Source organism: Microbacterium maritypicum, from assembly GCF_041529975.1.
Taxonomy (GTDB): Bacteria; Actinomycetota; Actinomycetes; order Actinomycetales; family Microbacteriaceae; genus Microbacterium.
In genome coordinates this window covers 798,070-815,807 of record NZ_CP168030.1, presented here as the reverse complement: position 1 = coordinate 815,807, position 17,738 = coordinate 798,070, and the positions used below count along the sequence as shown (strand labels likewise).

The 17,738-nt window shown below is 69.0% G+C and carries 20 protein-coding genes; 11 read left to right on the top strand and 9 right to left on the bottom strand.

The window, feature by feature from the left end; all coding sequences use genetic code 11:
- Window positions 1-239 precede the first annotated feature (239 nt).
- From ACCO44_RS03920 to ACCO44_RS03910, 3 genes are read left to right on the top strand one after another with little or no spacing between them, the layout of a single operon-like run.
- Window positions 240-947 (top strand): winged helix-turn-helix domain-containing protein, encoded by a 708-nt coding sequence (locus ACCO44_RS03920; RefSeq protein WP_029263833.1) that lies wholly within the window; start codon window positions 240-242, stop codon window positions 945-947.
- A gap of 43 nt (window positions 948-990) precedes the next feature.
- Entirely contained in the window at window positions 991-1,950 is a 960-nt protein-coding gene (locus tag ACCO44_RS03915) for a DNA-3-methyladenine glycosylase (RefSeq protein ID WP_372468461.1), read from the top strand.
- A 23-nt stretch (window positions 1,951-1,973) separates the two neighbouring features.
- On the top strand, window positions 1,974-2,171 hold the full coding sequence (locus ACCO44_RS03910) for a hypothetical protein (RefSeq protein ID WP_105711128.1): 198 nt from the start codon (window positions 1,974-1,976) through the stop codon (window positions 2,169-2,171).
- Window positions 2,172-2,195: 24 nt separating this feature from the next.
- Here the strand turns inward: ACCO44_RS03910 and ACCO44_RS03905 are convergent, their stop codons facing one another.
- From ACCO44_RS03905 to ACCO44_RS03890, 4 genes are read right to left on the bottom strand one after another with little or no spacing between them, the layout of a single operon-like run.
- A complete protein-coding gene (locus ACCO44_RS03905) occupies window positions 2,196-2,951 on the bottom strand; it encodes an ABC transporter ATP-binding protein (RefSeq protein ID WP_372468459.1) in 756 nt (251 codons plus the stop codon).
- Window positions 2,948-3,991 carry an iron chelate uptake ABC transporter family permease subunit gene (locus tag ACCO44_RS03900; protein WP_258134185.1) on the bottom strand — a complete coding sequence of 348 codons (1,044 nt, stop codon included), beginning with the start codon at window positions 3,989-3,991 and terminating at the stop codon, window positions 2,948-2,950. The genes ACCO44_RS03905 and ACCO44_RS03900 overlap by 4 nt, the downstream gene beginning before the upstream one ends.
- The gene (locus tag ACCO44_RS03895) at window positions 3,984-4,970 is read right to left on the bottom strand and encodes an ABC transporter permease (protein WP_105711125.1); all 987 of its coding nucleotides are present in this window, start codon (window positions 4,968-4,970) and stop codon (window positions 3,984-3,986) included. Before ACCO44_RS03895 ends, ACCO44_RS03900 begins: the two co-directional genes overlap by 8 nt.
- A gap of 48 nt (window positions 4,971-5,018) precedes the next feature.
- On the bottom strand, window positions 5,019-6,011 hold the full coding sequence (locus ACCO44_RS03890) for a siderophore ABC transporter substrate-binding protein (protein WP_105711124.1): 993 nt from the start codon (window positions 6,009-6,011) through the stop codon (window positions 5,019-5,021).
- Window positions 6,012-6,111: 100 nt separating this feature from the next.
- On the opposite strand from ACCO44_RS03890, the gene ACCO44_RS03885 reads away from it, so the two are divergent.
- The 5 genes from ACCO44_RS03885 to ACCO44_RS03865 all read left to right on the top strand — a co-directional run bounded on the left by ACCO44_RS03885 (window position 6,112) and on the right by ACCO44_RS03865 (window position 9,680).
- On the top strand, window positions 6,112-6,879 hold the full coding sequence (locus ACCO44_RS03885; RefSeq protein WP_372468458.1) for a siderophore-interacting protein: 768 nt from the start codon (window positions 6,112-6,114) through the stop codon (window positions 6,877-6,879).
- Window positions 6,880-6,970: 91 nt separating this feature from the next.
- The gene (locus ACCO44_RS03880; RefSeq protein ID WP_372468457.1) at window positions 6,971-7,357 is read left to right on the top strand and encodes an MmcQ/YjbR family DNA-binding protein; all 387 of its coding nucleotides are present in this window, start codon (window positions 6,971-6,973) and stop codon (window positions 7,355-7,357) included.
- Window positions 7,358-7,389: 32 nt separating this feature from the next.
- Entirely contained in the window at window positions 7,390-7,794 is a 405-nt protein-coding gene (locus ACCO44_RS03875) for a VOC family protein (protein ID WP_105711122.1), read from the top strand.
- 274 nt (window positions 7,795-8,068) lie between these two features.
- On the top strand, window positions 8,069-9,238 hold the full coding sequence (locus ACCO44_RS03870) for an RtcB family protein (RefSeq protein ID WP_372468454.1): 1,170 nt from the start codon (window positions 8,069-8,071) through the stop codon (window positions 9,236-9,238).
- 196 nt (window positions 9,239-9,434) lie between these two features.
- Complete coding sequence (locus ACCO44_RS03865) at window positions 9,435-9,680, top strand: hypothetical protein (protein ID WP_262002293.1); 246 nt, start codon at window positions 9,435-9,437, stop codon at window positions 9,678-9,680.
- A gap of 12 nt (window positions 9,681-9,692) precedes the next feature.
- On the opposite strand, the gene ACCO44_RS03860 is transcribed toward ACCO44_RS03865, so the two are convergent.
- The 3 genes from ACCO44_RS03860 to ACCO44_RS03850 form a co-directional block, all read right to left on the bottom strand.
- Entirely contained in the window at window positions 9,693-11,153 is a 1,461-nt protein-coding gene (locus tag ACCO44_RS03860) for an MFS transporter (RefSeq protein WP_372468453.1), read from the bottom strand.
- 55 nt (window positions 11,154-11,208) lie between these two features.
- A complete protein-coding gene (locus ACCO44_RS03855; RefSeq protein ID WP_372468451.1) occupies window positions 11,209-12,549 on the bottom strand; it encodes a M20/M25/M40 family metallo-hydrolase in 1,341 nt (446 codons plus the stop codon).
- Window positions 12,550-12,617: 68 nt separating this feature from the next.
- Complete coding sequence (locus ACCO44_RS03850) at window positions 12,618-13,439, bottom strand: MerR family transcriptional regulator (protein ID WP_372468449.1); 822 nt, start codon at window positions 13,437-13,439, stop codon at window positions 12,618-12,620.
- Between the two features lie 152 nt (window positions 13,440-13,591).
- Between ACCO44_RS03850 and ACCO44_RS03845 the strand changes: the two genes are divergently transcribed.
- From ACCO44_RS03845 to ACCO44_RS03835, 3 genes are all read left to right on the top strand, one after another.
- Window positions 13,592-14,329 carry an SDR family oxidoreductase gene (locus ACCO44_RS03845; protein ID WP_372468447.1) on the top strand — a complete coding sequence of 246 codons (738 nt, stop codon included), beginning with the start codon at window positions 13,592-13,594 and terminating at the stop codon, window positions 14,327-14,329.
- Window positions 14,330-14,398: 69 nt separating this feature from the next.
- Window positions 14,399-14,665: a glutaredoxin domain-containing protein gene (locus ACCO44_RS03840; RefSeq protein WP_029263817.1), complete on the top strand. Its 267-nt coding sequence runs from the start codon at window positions 14,399-14,401 to the stop codon at window positions 14,663-14,665.
- A 100-nt stretch (window positions 14,666-14,765) separates the two neighbouring features.
- Window positions 14,766-15,179, top strand: coding sequence for a VOC family protein (locus ACCO44_RS03835; RefSeq protein WP_105711116.1), 414 nt, complete (start codon window positions 14,766-14,768; stop codon window positions 15,177-15,179).
- 11 nt (window positions 15,180-15,190) lie between these two features.
- Here the strand turns inward: ACCO44_RS03835 and ACCO44_RS03830 are convergent, their stop codons facing one another.
- Window positions 15,191-16,705, bottom strand: coding sequence for a CdaR family transcriptional regulator (locus ACCO44_RS03830; protein WP_029263815.1), 1,515 nt, complete (start codon window positions 16,703-16,705; stop codon window positions 15,191-15,193).
- On the bottom strand, window positions 16,702-17,730 hold the full coding sequence (locus ACCO44_RS03825) for a DUF917 family protein (RefSeq protein WP_372468445.1): 1,029 nt from the start codon (window positions 17,728-17,730) through the stop codon (window positions 16,702-16,704). Before ACCO44_RS03825 ends, ACCO44_RS03830 begins: the two co-directional genes overlap by 4 nt.
- Window positions 17,731-17,738 lie beyond the last annotated feature (8 nt).

Genomic DNA, 17,738 nt, shown 5'->3' with positions numbered 1-17,738 from the left:
CCTTTGTCCGCCCAGGAGGCGAACAGGACTGCCGGGATGATGATGCCCGGTCGCGTTGGCATGTGTTGCCGAATGTGTCGCTGAACGAACAGCCACCCCGCCTGACCTGACTCCTCGACATCTGCGAGGTCAGAGTCACCGAGCATCCACCCTTTGCTCGCTTCCCGGCTCCGCCGGTCATTCATGCAACGCATCAGAGCCCCGCTCGATCCGGGCTCACGTCCTGAGGACTCATCATCATGTCGAACACCGCACTTCTCGAGCGTCCCGCCACCACCGCCGCGATCCGCACGCAGCCGGACGCCGCTGCTCCCCTGGCCGCCGCCGGAGCCGATCTGCCCGCCGTCCGCTCGCCCCGCGGCTTCGCCCTCTACGTCGGACTCGACGAGATCAAGGCAGCCGAAGCCGGGGTCAGCCTCCCCCTCCTCGTCGACGCACTGCGCCGCACGCTCGCCGAGCTCGCACCGGGAGCCGAGACCCACGCCACGGTCGCCCTCGCACCGCACGGCTCCGGGGGCCGCGACCTCGACGTCGTCCGCCTCGCCCTGCAGGAGCCGGGTGCCATCGCCCGCACCAAGGCCGCCGCCGAAGAGGACACCGTGGAAGAGGAGACCGGCGTGACCGTCGACATCTCCCGCAAGCGCGTGCTCATCGACGGAGAGTCCGCGGCCTTCACCTACAAGGAGTTCGAGCTGCTGCAGTACCTGGTGCTCCGTGAGGGACGCACGATCGAGCGCAGCGAGCTGGTCTCCGCGCTCTGGCAGGCACAGGACGACGAGACGCCCGGCGAGCGCACGATCGACGTGCATGTCCGCCGCCTTCGCGCCAAGCTCGGCCGCTACGAGGACATCGTCCGCACCGTGCGCGGCATCGGCTACCGGTTCGACCGCCACGCCGACGTCGTCATCCGCTACGGCCACGGCACCCCCTCGCCCGACCGCTTCTGAGTCACCCCGGGTCGGTGTCAGGACCGGCGCGTAGGGTGGGCGCATGACCCTGATCGAGCACCCTGCAGCGGCCGACGCCGCGTCCGCGGATGCTCGATGGGAGACCGTCTACCGGCCGCCGCATCCGCTCGATCTTCGACGCACCGTCGGCATGCTCCGCCGCGGCGGCACCGATCCGACGATGATCGTCGACGGCGGCGTCATCTGGCGTGCCGTGCGCACGCCGCTCGGCCCCGCGACACTCGCCCTGCGCATGTCCGGCGACGAGGTCAGGGTCTCGGCCTGGGGTTCCGGAGCCGAGCACGCTCTCGAGGGCGTTCCCGCACTCTGCGGCGCACACGACGAGCCCGGCGACTTCGACGCGTCGCTGCATCCGCTCATCGCAGAGTCCGCCCGGCGCACCCCCGGACTGCGGCTCGCCCGCACCGACGCAGTGTTCGATGCTCTCGCCTGCGCGATCATCGAGCAGAAAGTCACCGGCATGCAGGCCTTCGGCGCTTGGCGCTGGCTCGTCTCCCGCTTCGGCGAGCGTGCGCCCGGCCCCACGCCGCGACCCATGTTCGCCGCACCGACAGCCGCGCAGTGGTTCCGCATCCCCTCGTGGGCCTGGCACCGCGCCGGCGTCGAGCCCCCGCAGTCCCGCACCATCGTGCGCGCAGCCGAGCGCGGTGACCGCATCGCCCGTGCCGTGAGCGCGGCCACGACCGGCGCCGACCGCGACCGCGTGCTCACCAGCCTGCCGGGAGTCGGCGTCTGGACCTCGGCGGAGACCCGCATCCGCGCGCTGGGTGATCCCGATGCCGTCAGCGTCGGCGACTACCACCTGGCGCACGAGGTAGGGCACGCGCTCACCGGGAAGCGCACCGACGACGACGGGATGCTCGAGCTCCTCGAGCCCTGGGCGGGTCAGCGGCAGCGTGTCATCCGCCTCATCTTCGCCAGCGGGGTTCAGGAACCGCGCCGCGGACCCCGTCTCGCGCCCGAGGACCATCGCGGCCGCTGACTCCGTCCGCTTATGCTGGGGCCATGTCCCGTTCTGCGCTACGCATCTCCATCACCGTCGGCCTGCTCGTCGTCGGAGTCGTCGTCGGGTTGATCTTCCAGAACGTCTGGCTCGGCGTGCTCCTGGCCGCCATCGTGTGGCTGGGATGGTTCCTCGGCTACGAGTCGCGTCGTGGCAACAACGCCGGCGTCAACGACGAGGATCACGGCATCGAGCTCTGAGGCCCCTGGCACCGTATCGTCCGCTCAGTAGTAGACGGCGAGCGGCCCCGACGGACCGTCGACGACGCGCACCGGGGTGTCGAACACCCGGGTGAGCACCTCGTCGGTCATGATCTCGGCCGGGGACCCGAACTCCACCACCGCTCCGTCTTTCATGGCGCAGATGTGGTCGGAGTAGTGCCCGGCGAAGTTGATGTCGTGCAGCACGATGACGATCGTGCGTCCGAGTTCCTCCGCAGCCCGGCGCAGGTGTTTCATCATCTGCACCGCGTGCCGCATGTCGAGGTTGTTCAGCGGCTCGTCCAACAGCACGAACTCGGTGTCCTGCGCTAAGACCATCGCGACGTAGGCGCGCTGGCGTTGCCCGCCGGAGAGCTCGTCGAGATAGCGCCCCTCGAGAGGCCCGAGATCGAGGAAGTCGATCGCCCGGCTGATGATCTCCTCGTCCGCCCGGGTCAGCCGCCCCTTCGAGTGCGGGAAGCGTCCGAAGCCGACCAGCTGCCGCACGGTGAGCCGGGTGACGAAGTGGTTCTCCTGGCGCAGGATCGACACGACCTTCGCGAGGTCCTTCGATTTGGTGGAGGCGACGTCGAGCCCGGCGATCTCGATCGCACCGGCGTCCATGCCGTTCAAGCGACCGATCATCGTCAGCAGCGTCGACTTGCCGGCGCCGTTAGGGCCGATGAGCGCGGTGATGCCGCCGGCGGGGATCTCGAGGTCGACGGGGCCGATCGCGACCTCGCTGCTGTAGTCACGGCGGACGCCGTCGAGTGCGATCACAGTCTGCCCTTTCTGAGGATGACGATGAGGAACACGGTGCCGCCGACGAGCTCGATCAGGATCGACACCATCCCCTGCGCGTAGAAGACGTTCTTCATCACGAAGTACGCGCCCGCGAGGATGGTGAACGCCGTGAGCACCGCGACGGGAAAGATGAGCCGATGGTCGTGCGTGTCGGCGAACTGATACGCCAGCGTCGCCACCAGGAATCCAAGGAACGTCATCGGACCGACGAGCGCGGTCGAGGTCGCCATCAGCACGGCCACCAGGAAGAGCACGAGGAAGAGCTCGCGGCGATGGTCGACGCCGAGGGAGCGCGCGGCATCCGGCCCCAAGGCCATCAGGTTCAGCCGACGGGATCGCAGCCACAGCAGTGCGGATGCCGCGACGACGAGCGGGATCGCCAACGGGAGGTACGAGGGATCGGCGTTGGACACGTTGCCGAACAGCCGGGCGGCCAGCACGTCGAACTCGCTGGGCGTGAGCAGTCGCTGCATGAACGTGGCGATCGCGCCCAGTCCCCCGCCGATCACGATGCCCACCAGGAGCATGATCTGCAGGTTCCCGTATCGACCGGACAGCAGCCAGCCGTAGAGCGCGACCGCGAGCCCGACCATGATCGCGACCTGGATCGCGAACTGGCCGACGCCCTGGATCGCCACGAGCCCGGCCACCCCGAACAGGTAGACGGTCGAGGTCTGCACGACGCGGTAGAGCGACTCGAAGCCCATGATCGACGGCGTGATGATGCGGTTGTTGGTGACAGTCTGGAAGCTCACGGTGGCGATGGCCTGCGCGACCGCGACGAGCGCCATCACCGTCACATCGATCGCGCGATGCTGGGCGATGCGCCAGAACCCCGTCGAGCCGACGGGCATGGGGTTCCCCCACGCGAGGAGGCCGAATCCGGATCCCGCGGCCAGGACGATGAGGATGCCCAGCACGATCAGGTAACGCCGACGCGCACGCGGGGTCGTGAACGAGCCGGCCGAGCGCGTCGCCGGGGTCGTCGTCAGCTGCTCCCCCACGCCGCTAACCACGTCGACGCTGCCTCAGCAGAAGCAGCACGAACACCACGGCCCCGACGACGCCGAGGATCAGCGACACCGGTACCTCGAACGGCATGATGATCGTGCGCCCGATGATGTCGCACACCGTGACGATCGCGATGCCGAGCAGGCACACCCAGGGCAGGTTGCTGCGCAGGTCGTCGCCGCGCACCATCGAGACGATGTTGGGCACGATCAGTCCGAGGAAGGGCAGGTTGCCGACGACGACCGTGACCACGCCCGTGGTGATCGCGATGAGGACGGTGCCGAGCAGGATGATCCGGTTGTAGTTCACGCCGACGTTCGTGGCCACCTCTTCGCCGAGTCCGGCGATGGTCAGCCGATCGGCGACGAGGAAGACGATCACACCGATGATCGCCACGATCCACAGCATCTCGTACTGGCCGCGCATCACCGAGGTGAAGCTGCCGGCGAACCACACGCCCAGGATCTGCAGCGAGTTGGTCGCCAGTGCGAGATACGTCGACAGGGCGCCGACGACCGCGCCGAGCATGATGCCGACGATCGGGACGATGAGCGAGGACTTGAGGGCGACGCGGCGCAGGAAGGCGAAGAACACCATCGTGCCGACGAACGCCGCGAGCACTGCCCCCGCCATCCGTAACGGGAGCGACGGCTGCGGGACGAGGATCATGACCATGAGGAGTCCGAGCCCCGCCCACTCGGTGGTTCCGGTCGTCGTCGGCTCGACGAAACGGTTCTGGGTGAGCAGCTGCATCACGAGGCCTGCCATCGCCATCGCCGCGCCCGAGAGGACGAGGGCGATCGTGCGGGGCACGCGCGTGATCTGGAACATCTCCGCGCCGTCGTCGGCTCCGGCGATGTCGTACACGCCGGTGAACAGCGAGATGACGAGGAGAACGACGACGACGAGCACGCCGATGAGCAGCGTGCCGTCGAAGAGCCGCCCGGTGTACCGGGGCGGCGGGGTGATGTCGGTGGAGACCATGATGACGGTGCGGCGGCACCCGAATCATCCGGATGCCGCCGCGTTGCCTCAGTTCTTCGCGGCCTCGAGGGCGTCGGCGAAGTCCTCGAGGAACGTCGTGTACGTCTGGATTCCCTCGTTCAAGTAGGTGTCGGTGGGCATGTAGACGATCTGCTCGTCCTTCACCGCCGTGACACCGGCGAGCGCCTCGGAGTTCTCCAGGATCTCGGCCGCCTGCACGTAGTCGGGGGTCTCCGCAGCGAACACGGCGTCGCGGTCGAGCACGAGGATCCAGTCGGGGTTCGAAGCCGCGATCGCCTCGACCGAGATGTCGTCGCCCTGGTGATCGTCGGTCGCGTCCTCGACCTCGAGCGCCGGCGTGAGTCCGAGGATGTCGTAGATCGGGCCGAGCGAGCGGCCGACGGTCGGGGCGAGGTACCCGATCTCACCGCCGGAGGTGTTCACGGCCATGACGGTGTCGGCGTCGTCGTAGGCGGCCTGGGCGCGCTCGACGGCGGCGTCGAAGTCATCCACCAGCTTCTGCGCCTCGTCCTGCTTGCCGAAGATCTCGCCCAGCGCGGTGACCTGGCGCTTGAGCTCCTCGTCGAAGGGCTCGCCTTCACGCGGCTCGAGGTCGATGATCGTGGCTTCGGGCACGAGGTCGGCGATGGCCGCGTTGTGCTGGGTGAAGCGCTGACCGCTGATGATGAGGTCGGGTTCGACCGCGACGACGGCCTCGAGGTCGGGTTCGCTGTGCAGTCCGATGTCGACGATGCCGTCGTCCTTCACGTACGACACGGTCTCGGGCATGAGCGCGACGGCGCCGGCCGAGAGCTCGACTCCCCAGTCGGAGAGCGTCTGGAAGGTGCGGTTGTCGAGGGCGACGACGGAGGCCGGAGGGGTCGCGATCTCGTGCGTGCCGGTGTTGTCCTCGATCGTGACGGATGCCGCCGCAGGTTCGTCCTTCGCAGGTTCCGCCGTGCTGCCGGAAGCGCAGCCGGCGAGGGCGAGGAGGCCGACGAGCGCGACGCTCGTGGCGGTGAGGGTTCTGGGCACGGACATGGAGAGACTCCTGTTCTGCGGGATCTGTGCGCACGCGATGGCGCCGGGAGGCCGAGGTTAGGGTGCCCTTCCCTCGACATATTTAGGTTAGCCTTACTTCATGAGCGATACGAAATCCGGCTTCTCGATCGAGCGTCGCGGCCTCGAGCTGCGCTTCCGCACCGTGACCCTCAGCGCCCGCGAATGGCTGGCTCCCGACTTCGTGCGGGTGCGACTGACCGGCTCCGACCTCGTCGGCTTCGAGTCGCTGGGTTCCGACGACCACATGCGGCTGTTCTTCCCGGCAGGGCCGGTCGGCTCCGTCGAGGAGCTGCGCGCGTCTCCGAGCCGTGAGTACACGCCGCTGGACTGGGGTGACGACTGGCTCGACGTCGAGTTCGCCGTGCACGGCGATCAGGGCGTCGCGGCGCCGTGGGCGGCGACGGCTCCGCTCGGTTCGTCCATCGGCGTCGGCGGCCCCCGCGGGTCGGCCGTGCTGGTCGGCGAGCCCGACGGATGGCTGCTCGTCGGCGACGAGACGGCGATCCCCGCGATCCGCCGCTTCGCCGCGCTGATCCCCGAGGGAACCCCCGCACGCATCGTGGTGGAGACCGTCAATCAGGGCCGCGAGTTCGACATCGAAGCGCCGGTCGAGGTCGAGTGGCTGCACCGCGGCGATGCTCCTTCCGGCTCCGAACTCATCGCCTTCCTCGAGCGCCTGACAGCCGAAGATGCCGTGGGCTCCGACCCGTTCGTCTTCATCGCCGCCGAGCAGTCGATTGTCAAGCCGGGCCGGGCGCTCCTCGGCCGATGGGGCGTCGACACCGCGAACGCCGTCGTGAAGGGCTACTGGAAGCGCGGCGAAGCCGAGTACCACGCACCGCACTGAGCCCGTGCCGGCTCCGAGGCCTCCACTGTCGGCGGGAGGCCGTACGGTGGTGCGTACCGTCGTTCGGCACCGTTTCGGAAGAGGAGTGCTCATGAAAGGTGACCGCCTGCAGCAGTGCGCGCGGGACCGCGCCGATGAACTGCCGGGGTCTCGACTCGAGCATCCTTTCGGCCCCGAATGGGATGTGTTCAAGGTGCGCGACAAGGTGTTCATGCTGCTCACTTCGGCCACGGGCGAGGCCATGGTGACCCTCAAGGCGGCGCCCGAAGACGGCGACGCGCTCCGCCGCCAGTTCGATGACATCATCCCCGGCTATCACATGAACAAGAAGCACTGGATCTCGCTCCGCCCCGGCGGCAAGCTGCCCCAGGACCTCGTCCGGGAGCTGGTGACCGAGTCGTACCTCCTCGTCGTGGAGAACCTCCCTCGTCGCCAACGGCCCGTCGACCCCGCCACATTCGGGAAGATCGCTCCCTGACGCCGTCGGGCGTTTCTGGAAGACTGGGCCGCATGGCACTTCTGGATCATCTGGGCATCACCGTCGACGACCTCGAGCGCGGCCGAGCGCAGTTCCATCCGGTCCTCACCGCCCTGGGCTATCAGAGCGGCGGCGAAGACGACCATTCGATCTCGTGGCACAACGGCGAAGAGACCGAGATCATCCTGTACACCTGGGACGAGGACTCCGCCCCGCACCGGCACGGCAAGGTCGGCTGGCAGCACATCGCCTTCGCCGTTCCGACGCGCGACGAGGTCGAACGCCTGCACGCGATCGCGTTGGATGCGGGCTGGACCGCCGTGCGTGACCCCAAGGAGTATCCCCGCTACTCCGAGCGCTACTACGCCTCATTCGTCGAGGACGCCGACGGCATCCGCATCGAATTCATGTACAACCCGCCGCGCGAGACGGCTTGACTCCCGGGCGTGTCGCCCCCTAATGTGGCAAAGCTGTGCCGATCGGCCCAGCACGCCAGCCGAGGAGTCGACGGATGACCGCCCAGCGGAACCTTCCCATCGGAGCGGTGTTGCAGCTTCAGTCGAAGCGCAATGACCGCAACGAGTCGTACCCTCCGGCGCGCGCCGTGTGACAGCATCCGCTCTCGCAACGCCCCGCACCGTCAGGTCCGGGGCGTTTTCCGTTCGGAGAGCACCCTGACCTGTGGCTGACCACCACCACAAGGAAGGAATCATGGAGAGGCTCTCCGCACGGCTGCTGTCGTGGGCGTCGCTGATCGACGAGAAGACACTCGCTCAGGCGCACACCACGGCCCGCATGCCGTTCATCCACCCGCACCTGGCGCTGATGCCGGATGCGCACCTCGGCAAGGGGGCGACGGTCGGCTCGGTCATCCCGACGCTCGGCGCGATCATCCCCGCGGCCGTCGGCGTCGACATCGGCTGCGGCATGATCGCCGTCCGCACCCAGTTCACGAGGAACGACCTCGAGGGTCGCGACCTCGCCGAGCTTCGGGAGCAGATCGAGCGCGCCATCCCGCTGTCGGCCGGCAGATACAACCGCAAGGTCGTCGCGACCGCCGAGCCGCGCATCGCCGAGCTCGAGCAGCTCGCCGAGAACAACGGCTTCGACCCCGCGAGCTACGCCGGCAACTGGCGCCTGCAGCTGGGCACGCTCGGTTCGGGCAACCACTTCATCGAGGTGTCGGTCGACGAACTCGACCGGGTGTGGCTGTTCCTGCACTCGGGCTCCCGAGGCGTCGGCAACAGGATCGCCGGGCACCACATCTCGGTGGCCCAGAAGCTGGCGAAGCGATGGTGGATCGACCTCCCCGACCCCGACCTGGCGTACCTGGTCGAGGGCACCGAGGAGTTCACCCGGTACATCCGGGAGCTGCGGTGGGCACAGCACTTCGCCCTGCTGAACCGGGAGGAGATGATGGACCGGGTCGTGCGGCAGGTGTCCGAGTTCCTCGGCACCCCGGTCGACGAGCAGGAGCGCATCAACTGCCACCACAACTTCACCGAGTCGGAGAAGCACTACGGCAAGCAGGTGTGGGTGTCGCGGAAGGGCGCGATCCAGGCGGACGCCGGTCGTCCGGGACTCATCCCCGGATCGATGGGCACCGCGTCCTACGTGGTCGAAGGACTCGGTGACCCGCAGTCACTGAACTCCTCACCGCACGGCGCAGGTCGGGAGTACTCCCGGTCGGCCGCGAGGCGGACGTTCACGCACGACCAGCTGCGGGAGGCGATGACGGGCATCGAGTTCCGCGACACGGACGCCTTCGTCGATGAGATCCCGCAGGCGTACAAGCCGATCGATCGGGTGATGGCGGATGCCGCGAGCCTGGTGTCGATCCGGCACACGCTGCGGCAGCTCGTCAACGTGAAGGGCGATTGAGAAAAGGAGCCGGGCGGCGGGGAGCCCGCTGCCCGGCTCCGGCCGCATCCTCGTCGCCCTCGTCAGAGCGGCTCGACTACTCCTCCCCGGGCACGCTCGAAAACGTCTTGTCCCCACCTCCCGGGTCACCGATATCTTCGCTGCCCGCGGCCTGGCAAGCTTGCCGAATCGATGCGACGATGACGGGGTGGGATTCATGAATGACGCGCAGATCTGGACCCTGATCGGAGCGTTCAGCGCGCTGATGTTCAGCACCCTCACCGTAGTCTCGACCCTGTTCATCCATGTCGTCCGCAGTGAGATCGGCGGGCTCCGCAACGAGATGAATGCCCGCTTCGACGCCGTAGACGCGCGGTTCGACGCCGTCAACACGCGCATCGACGGTGTCGACGGCGACGTGCAGGCCATCGTGAAGCGGACGTTCGGTCTCGATCGGGAATGATCAGAACCGACGTCAGACGACCGGGGCGACCTCCGCGTCGACGGACCGGTCGGTGAACGCGGCCTTCGGCACGAACACGAGGATGACGGCTGCGACGAGTGCGGTGACACCGCAGACGATCCAGACGGTGAAGTACCCCGCCAGCGAACCGGCCGTCCCCTCGGTCGCGCCGGCGGTCGTGGCGACACCGTGCAGCAGCGCGATGCCGAAGACGCACGAGGCGATCGCCCCGCCCACGGTCTTCACCGAGTTGGTGAGCCCCGTCGCGACACCGGTCTGCGTGGCGGGCGCGGCCGATGCGGCGGCAGCGGGAAGAGCGGCGACCAGCGCGCCGGAACCGAGGCCCACGACGACCATGTTCGTGATGACCTGACCATAGGTGTCATGGAACGGCAGGAACAACAGGAAGCCGAGCCCCACCAGCACCGAAGCGCCCATCAGCGTGACCCGTGGAGTCGCCCATCGTGCGATGGTCGGGAACAGCAGCGCACCCGCGATCATCGCCACGAGGTACACGCCGATGATGAGCGAGGTCGCGAACCCGCTCGTGCCGAGACCGTAACCGTAGACCGACGGATCGGTCCGCGCGAACGTCGACAGCGGCGCCTGAGCACCGAGCACGCTGACTCCGAAGAGGCCCGCGGTGAGGAACACCGGTCCGAGCGCGGGCGAGCGGAACATGCGCACGTCGATGAGCGGGTCTTCGCACCGCAGCTCCCAGAGCACGAACGGGATCACCAGCAGCACGCCGAAGACGACCACGGCCCAGGACCACGGATTCACGAGACCGCCCTCGAGGCGGAGCAGGCTGAGTCCGCCGGTGAAGCAGACGAGGGCCAGGGAGATCAGCACGAGGCCGACCGTGTCGAAGATGCCGCCGGTCGGCTCGGGAGATTCCTTGACCCCGAACAGGATCACGAAGAAGCACACCACGATGAGCACAGCCGGAACCAGGAGGACGACCGTGAGGGGCAGGACGTCGATCAGCGCGCCGCCCACGAGAGCGCCGATGATCGCACCACCTTCGAGGGCGGCGACCAGGAGACCTGCCGCCTTGGCCGTGATGGAGGAGCGTCCTTCCATGCGGCGCGACCGCGACCAGATCAGGGCGATCTCGAGCGGGAGCCACACGACGTAGAAACCCATGAGCGCCCAGGCCGCGAGGAACACGCCGAAGGAGTCCGTGAACGGCAGCACCAGGGCCGCCGCCGCGGTGACGGCGGTGGAGATCAGCAGCATCCGCTTGTGGCCGACCATGTCGCCGAGCTTCGCGAACGCCGGGACGACGAGCGCCGACAGCATGAGCTGCGCACCCTCGAGCCAGTTCACGTCGGCGTCGTGGATGCCGAGGTGCCGGGCGATGTCGCTGAGCATGGGCGTGTAGTACCCCTGCAGCACACCACTCGTGAACTCCACGAACGCGAGGAAGCCGACGACGACGGCGAGGGTGCCCAGAGTGCGGGTGCGCGTCATCGCGTCTCCTGCTTCTTGTTCGGGTACTCCCACTCGAGGCGGGAGGAGGGTGAGATCACCCTAGCCGTTCGAGAAGCGCGCGATGGAATCGCTCTCCGCGCTCCAGCGCGGCGATCTCGACGCTCTCGTCGACGCCGTGGATCGAGGCGCGCTGCGCGTTCGACATGTCCAACGGAGCGAAGCGGTAGACCGCCGGCGAGAAGCGGTGGAAGTGCCGGGAGTCGGTGGCGGCCATCATCACGTAGGGCACTGCCGGAACCCCGGGATGCGAGACCTCGAGCGCGGCCGCAAGCAGCGCGAACTGCGCGTTGTCGGTGGGCGATTCCGGCGAGGGCTCACTGGCCTCGACCACTTCGACGGAGACGCGCGGATCGCGGATGCGACGGCGCACGCGATACACGGTCTGCTGCGTCGTCTCGCCCAGCGCGATGCGGAGGTTGACGGTCGCGGACGCCTGCGAGGGCAGCACGTTGGCCGCAGTCCCTCCGGACTGCATCGTCGGGGCGACGGTCGTGCGCACGAGTGCCGCCGGTTCACCGCCGAGCGCCGCGAACACCTGCCCGGTCAGCAGCGGCGCCGCTCCGAGGAACCGCAGCAGGTGGCGGGCCGGCCCCGGCGTCTGCGCCGCCAGCTGCGACAGCATCCGCAGGACCGCTTTCGAGGCGCGAGGGCGGAAGGTGGCGGGACCGAGGCGGTCGACGGCCCTCGCGATGCGTCGCACGGCGGTGAGCGATGGCGGAGCCGAGGCATGACCGCCCTCGCCGCGCGCCGACAACCGGAGCGTCATCACGCCCTTCTCGCCGACGCCGATCATCGCCGCCCGACCGGGGACGAACGGCAGGGGCGCGTCGACGACGGCACCGCCCTCATCGACCACGAGCCAGGGCACGACGCCGCGTTCGCGCAGGACCCGGGCGATCTCCTCCGCCGCCTTCCCGTAGGTCTCCTCGTTGCCGCCGAACGAGAGATACACGTCGCGGGGCGGAACGAATCCGTCGGCGAGCAGATTCTCGACCGCTTCGAGCACGACGATGAGCGGACCCTTGTCGTCCAAGGCGCCGCGGCCGAACACCGAACCGTCGGCGATCACGCCGTCGAAGGGCGGATGGGTCCAGGCATCGCTCTCATCGACCGGGACGACGTCGTAGTGCGCCATCAGCACGACCGGTCCACCCGATGCCGCGCCCGTGCCCTCCCAGTGGAACAGCAGCCCGAAGTCGGTGTGCCTTTCGAGGCGCAGCTTCGCGTGCGTCAGGGGATAGAGCTCGGCGATCAGTGCGACGAACTCCTCGAACGGCGCGGCACCGCGCTCGTCGAGCTCAGCCGAGACCGTCGGGATCCGGATCATCTGCGAAAGCCGCTCGGCGATGCCGGGGCGCACGGTCGATGTGGTCACAGTCGCCATCGTACCGAGCGCCCCGGCTCCGCCTGCATCCACCCGGACGCAGCGCCGCCGGGCGGTGCTTACGCGTAGTGCCAGAGCACCGTCATGCGCGCCGGACGCGACTCGTCCCACGGAAGCACATGCCAGATCTCCCGCGGCGGGCCCACCCTGGTCGCCTTCTCCTCGTCGATCCACTCGCAGCCGCGGTCGTAGGCGGCGAGGATCGCGGGGAACGCCGTGTCGTCGCCTTCGACCGTGACGGCGACGGCCGCACCGCCGCCGAGTCGATGGCTCCGGATGCCCTCCGGGGTGTCCCGGATGACGCGGTCGACAGGAAGGCACACCTCGATGGGGCCGTCGCTGTCGGCGGTGATCGGGGCGTGGAAGATGCCGAACGCGTCGGAGGGGACGGTGAGACCGCGCTCGGCCGCCTGCGCGCTCAACCGCTCGTGTGCCTCTCGGATGCGTTCGTCGAGCTCGCCGACGTACGTCGTGACGAGCAGACTGAGCACCGCCTGCTCGGGGCGGATGTCGGTCGTGAGGGACTTCGTGTTCATCGGTGATCCTCTGAAATGGCCACGCGCCTGGTCGAGGAGCGTGGCGGTCGAGGCTGCGGACGTCCGTACCTGCTCCCGGAATGCATCCAGAGCCGCGATCGCGTCACCATCAGGCAGCGCGAGCACCTCCTGGATCGCATCGAGGCTCATGCCCGCCGTCCGCAGCAGGGAGATGAGCCGTCCCGTCCTCGCCTGCTCGATCCGATAGAAGCGGTACCCGTTGTCCGGGTCCACCGCATGCGGCACCAGGAGCCCGCGCTTCTCGTAGAGGCGCAGGGCCTTCGGCGAGAGCAGGGCGGCCTCGGAGAAGGGACCGATGCTGAGGAGGTCGATGGAGTGGCTCACAGGGTTCACGATGCTCTCTGCCCTCGGGACAAGGTCAAGCGGTCACCCGCTCCGGGGAATCGTAGCGAGCAGTTTCTGCCGACGTCTCACATTTCGCGCACCTGTCCGGTCAGCCATGGAGAAGGATGTACCGAGAAGACGAAGGAGCACGCATGAGAATCGCCGTCGCAGGAGGAACCGGGACCGTGGGCCGGCACACCGTGGAGGCGGTGCGGGCCGCAGGACATGAGGCGGTCGTGCTCAGCCGGTCGCAGGGAGTCGACCTGGTGACCGGGCAGGGTCTGGATGCTGCCCTGGCCGGTGCGGACGCGGTGATCGATGTGGCGAGCATCCAGACGCTCAAGGCGAGCGCGGCGATCGAGTTCTTCACCGCCGCGACCGGGAACCTGCTGTCGGCGGCAGCGGATGCAGGGGTTTCGCACGCCGTGCTGCTGTCGATCGTCGGGATCGATCGCATCCCCTACGACTACTACGCAGGAAAGGTCACGCAGGAGAAGATCGTCGAGGCCTCACAAGTTCCGTGGACCATCCTCCGCGCGACGCAGTTCCATGAGTTCGCGGGCCAGATGTTCGAGAACGCGAAGGTGGGGCCGCTGCACCTCGCCCCGAACGCGCGGACGCAGCCCGTGGGTGCCGCCGAAGTGGGCGCACGCCTCGCCGCACTCGCTGCCGGGTCGCCGCAGGGTCGCGTGCGCGACTTCGCCGGCCCGCGCGAGGAGAGCCTCGCGACCATGATCCGCGCCTTCGCCCGCCGCGAGGGGTACCGCGGGTGGATACCGGCCCTGAACGTGCCGGGGCCGCAGATGGCGGGGATGCGCGCGGGGCATGCCCTGCCCGGGCCCGATGCGGACCTGGGCGTCCAGACGTTCGACGAGTGGCTCGCGTCCTAGCTCCGGGAACAGCGCGGCGCGGTCGTCGGTTGCACGAGGGAGAAGCATCGTGGATCCGAGGAGGTGGGGATGGAGCTGACCCTGGTGTCATCGTCGTTCTGCGGCGCCTGCGCACGCACTCGGTCGGTGTTGGCCGACGCCGCTCGTTTCCTGCCGGATGCGACGGTGACCGAGATCGATGTCGCTCAGGATCCGGACGCCGCGGAGGCACTCGACATCGACCACACGCCGACCGTGATCATCCGCGATTCATCGGGAGTCGAGGTGTTCCGAGCCACGGGCGTGCCCACGGTTCCCCAGGTGCTCACCGCAGCGGTCAAGGCTCTCCCGGCCTGAGCCCGCCCGTCCTCGTCGGATCTCTTGCGGAGGCAAGGCCCGCGGCGCAGACTGAGCGTCAGCGGTGCCGTAGTCTCACCTCTCACCTCCTGGAGTCCTCATGCCTGCCCTCAACCCGTATCTCTCGTTCCGCACCGAAGCCCGTGAGGCGATGGAGTTCTATCAGGGGGTGCTCGGCGGTGAGCTCGTGATCAACACCTTCGGAGAGTTCCCCGACATGGTGCAGGATCCGAGCCAGAAGGATCTCGTCATGCATGCCCAGCTCGATGCACCCGGCGGACTCGTCCTCATGGCATCCGATTCTCCCGACGGCATGCCCTACGAGAAGCCGCAGGGCTTCTCGGTCTCGCTCAGCGGCAACTCGCAGGACGCGACCCGTGCGGTGTGGGAGAAGCTGGCCGACGGGGCCACGATCACGATGCCCCTGGACGTGCCGCCGTGGGGCGGCCTCTTCGGGATGCTCGTCGACCGCTTCGGCATCCCGTGGATGCTGCACGGCGATCCGGAGGAGTGAGCGGGTACTGCTCAGCGCGGCTGCACGGCTCGACACGCGAGGTGCAGGGCCAGCCGCGCCTCGGGGTCGGTCATGTCGATACCGAGGAGTTCCTGCACGCGCCGGATCCGGACCATGACCGTGTTGCGGTGCAGGCCGAGCGCACTCGCCGTCGCCGCGATGCCGGACTCGTGATCGAGGTAGGCGGAGAGCGTGGTGAGCAGCTCCCCACCGCCGTCGCGCAACGGCGCCAACAGCGATTCCGCCGCCGGGACGAAGGTGTCGTTCCCGGTCCAGGCGAGCAGCAACTGCTCCAGGCCGAGGCTGTCGACACGCACGAACCACCCGGTCGCGGATCGCGATGCGGCGATGCGCGCCGCGTCGCCGGCCTCGTCCAGGGTCGTGGCCAGACCTTCCGCCCCGGCCTGCAGCGACCCGACACCGGTCGCCACCGCGAAATCGCGCAGCACGGCGAGGTGGAGTTCCCGCAGTGAGGCGACGGCGCGCTCCACCCGATCCGGATGCGGGGCTTCCGGGAACGACAGCCATCCGCTGAGTCCGCGGCCCGCCGTGGTCGCATGCGCCTCGCCGTCGATCGCGGAGAGACCGGCGCTCACCGACCGCAGCAGCGAGAAGGAATCGAGTCGTCCCCTCGCCACCACACGGAAGCCGATGTGGTGCCCGCCCGTGCGCCAGCCGCGCTCCGCCATGCGACGCTCGACGTCGGCATCGGCGGCCCCGTGCAGGTCGACGAAGTCCCGAAGCAGACCTGACGACACGGCGACGTCGTTCACGGCCGCCACCTCGTCGATCAGGATGCGCGCCGCGACTGCGGGCATCGCGATCTCTGCCGCGACCGAGAGCGACTGCACCTGCGCCTCTCCGAGCCCGCGTCCGAAGAGCACGAGCCGCAGGCCGCTGCGCCCTGGACTGTCGACGCGCACCGAAGCCGCCGCGGAGTCGCCGGCCTTCGCCTGATCGAGCCAGGAATCGAAGCCGATCGCGGCATGCAGGTGTTCGTCGAGGTGGGCTCCTGCCTCCTGGAGAACCCCGGACGAGTCGATCAATGCGGCCCCGACACCGAGGTTCGCCGCGATGTGCCCCAGCAGATCGGCGAGGTCGTCGGCGGCGTACTCGAAGGACTGGGCGACCTTGCGCACCTGGCTGAGCGTCAGCGCGTCACGGGCCTCGAGCAGCATCCAGCAGGCCTTCGCGAGCTGCACAGGGCGCTCGACGTCGAGCAGACACAGGCCGATGCGGTCGGCGAGCCGGAACGCGCCCGCATCGAAGCCGGCCGCGCCGGGGAGGGCGAGTCCCGTGAAACCGCGGTCCCGCAGTCGTCGCAGCAGCGCGTCCTGCTGCCAGGTCGCGCTCGGGGCCGTCGAGGTGACGATCGCCAGGCGGTCCGCACCGCTGTCCGTCAGCTCCGCCTCCCCCGCTCCGACAGCGACCGCCTCCCAGGCGGTATCCGCAGGGCCGGCGATTCGCCGCAGCCCGCCGTTCTCCGCATGGGCGAGCAATGCGCTCAACCGCAGCCGCTCGATCACGCTGCATCCAGATCGTCGAGACCGTACGCCGACGGCACCACCTGGGACCGCCGGTCGGACCGCGTGTTCCACCACTCGGGCGCGGGGACGGCGAAGACCGCCACGTTCCGGGCGAGACCCAGTTCGGTGACCTCGAGGATCTCCCGGGACACCGCATCGACGATCACGATGATGGTGGGGGCCGAGGCGACGAGGAGTCCGTCGGTGAGCACGGCCAGCGCCTCGGATCGGGTGACCACGCGGTGCACCGCGCCGCCGAGACCGCTGATCTCGACCGCGTTCACGTGCGGGTCCTGGAGCGAGGGCGCGACCGAGACGATACGTCCTTCGGCGAGCAGCTCGGCCCCCAGAGCGTCGGCGAGGAGGGGAAGCGGAGCAGCGGCGGCGGCGAGGTAGGCCCTGCCGAGCTCGAGCGCGTACGCGAGGTGGCCTCCGATCGCGTGCTCCCGCAGATCGCCGACGGTGAAGCCGCCGAGCACCGCACAGCCGACACCGCCGGCCTGGATGATCGCCGATCGCACGACGCGCTCGGCGTCGATGGCCCGATGCGCCTCGACGAGCGCGACTCCGTCGGCACCCGTGTCGCAGGCGAAGACGAGCCCCGGCACGCTGTCGACGAAGAGCGACATCTGGTCCAGCCCCGGCACGGCGCGGCCGGTGCAGTCCGCGTCGAGCACGACGTGAGATCCGGCGAGCGTCAGCGGTGCGAGCCCGTTCATCCCCCCGCCTTCGAGCGAGCAGACCGCGGGAACCGGATGCCCGACCCAGCGCTCGACCGCGTCGAGGAGGCGGGCGAACGGCTCCTCCCCCGGAAGCCGCTCCCCGAGCAGCATCGTCGACCCCACGAACGCGACCCCGAGACAGGGCGTGGCGGGGTCGAGCGAGGAGACCGGGGAGACCTCGATGGGCCAGTCCGTCGCCCGCGCGAGCATGAGTTCGAGCATGGTGGTCGAGCCGCCGCCGCCCGAGCCGAGCAGCGCATAGCCGCGGGCGAGCGCCGTGAGGTCGTCGCGCTGCAGCATCATGCGCTCCA

Excerpts from the sequence above, each read along its gene's own strand:
- ACCO44_RS03880 (WP_372468457.1), top strand. The coding sequence starts at position 6,971 with ATGAAAGGTGACCGCCTGCAGCAGTGCGCGCGGGACCGCGCCGATGAA.
- ACCO44_RS03825 (WP_372468445.1), bottom strand. The coding sequence starts at position 17,730 with ATGATGCTGCAGCGCGACGACCTCACGGCGCTCGCCCGCGGCTATGCG.
- ACCO44_RS03870 (WP_372468454.1), top strand. The coding sequence starts at position 8,069 with ATGGAGAGGCTCTCCGCACGGCTGCTGTCGTGGGCGTCGCTGATCGAC.
- ACCO44_RS03845 (WP_372468447.1), top strand. The coding sequence starts at position 13,592 with ATGAGAATCGCCGTCGCAGGAGGAACCGGGACCGTGGGCCGGCACACC.
- ACCO44_RS03840 (WP_029263817.1), top strand. The coding sequence starts at position 14,399 with ATGGAGCTGACCCTGGTGTCATCGTCGTTCTGCGGCGCCTGCGCACGC.
- ACCO44_RS03910 (WP_105711128.1), top strand. The coding sequence starts at position 1,974 with ATGTCCCGTTCTGCGCTACGCATCTCCATCACCGTCGGCCTGCTCGTC.
- ACCO44_RS03860 (WP_372468453.1), bottom strand. The coding sequence starts at position 11,153 with ATGACGCGCACCCGCACTCTGGGCACCCTCGCCGTCGTCGTCGGCTTC.
- ACCO44_RS03895 (WP_105711125.1), bottom strand. The coding sequence starts at position 4,970 with ATGGTCTCCACCGACATCACCCCGCCGCCCCGGTACACCGGGCGGCTC.
- ACCO44_RS03920 (WP_029263833.1), top strand. The coding sequence starts at position 240 with ATGTCGAACACCGCACTTCTCGAGCGTCCCGCCACCACCGCCGCGATC.
- ACCO44_RS03865 (WP_262002293.1), top strand. The coding sequence starts at position 9,435 with ATGAATGACGCGCAGATCTGGACCCTGATCGGAGCGTTCAGCGCGCTG.
- ACCO44_RS03885 (WP_372468458.1), top strand. The coding sequence starts at position 6,112 with ATGAGCGATACGAAATCCGGCTTCTCGATCGAGCGTCGCGGCCTCGAG.
- ACCO44_RS03875 (WP_105711122.1), top strand. The coding sequence starts at position 7,390 with ATGGCACTTCTGGATCATCTGGGCATCACCGTCGACGACCTCGAGCGC.
- ACCO44_RS03890 (WP_105711124.1), bottom strand. The coding sequence starts at position 6,011 with ATGTCCGTGCCCAGAACCCTCACCGCCACGAGCGTCGCGCTCGTCGGC.
- ACCO44_RS03915 (WP_372468461.1), top strand. The coding sequence starts at position 991 with ATGACCCTGATCGAGCACCCTGCAGCGGCCGACGCCGCGTCCGCGGAT.
- ACCO44_RS03835 (WP_105711116.1), top strand. The coding sequence starts at position 14,766 with ATGCCTGCCCTCAACCCGTATCTCTCGTTCCGCACCGAAGCCCGTGAG.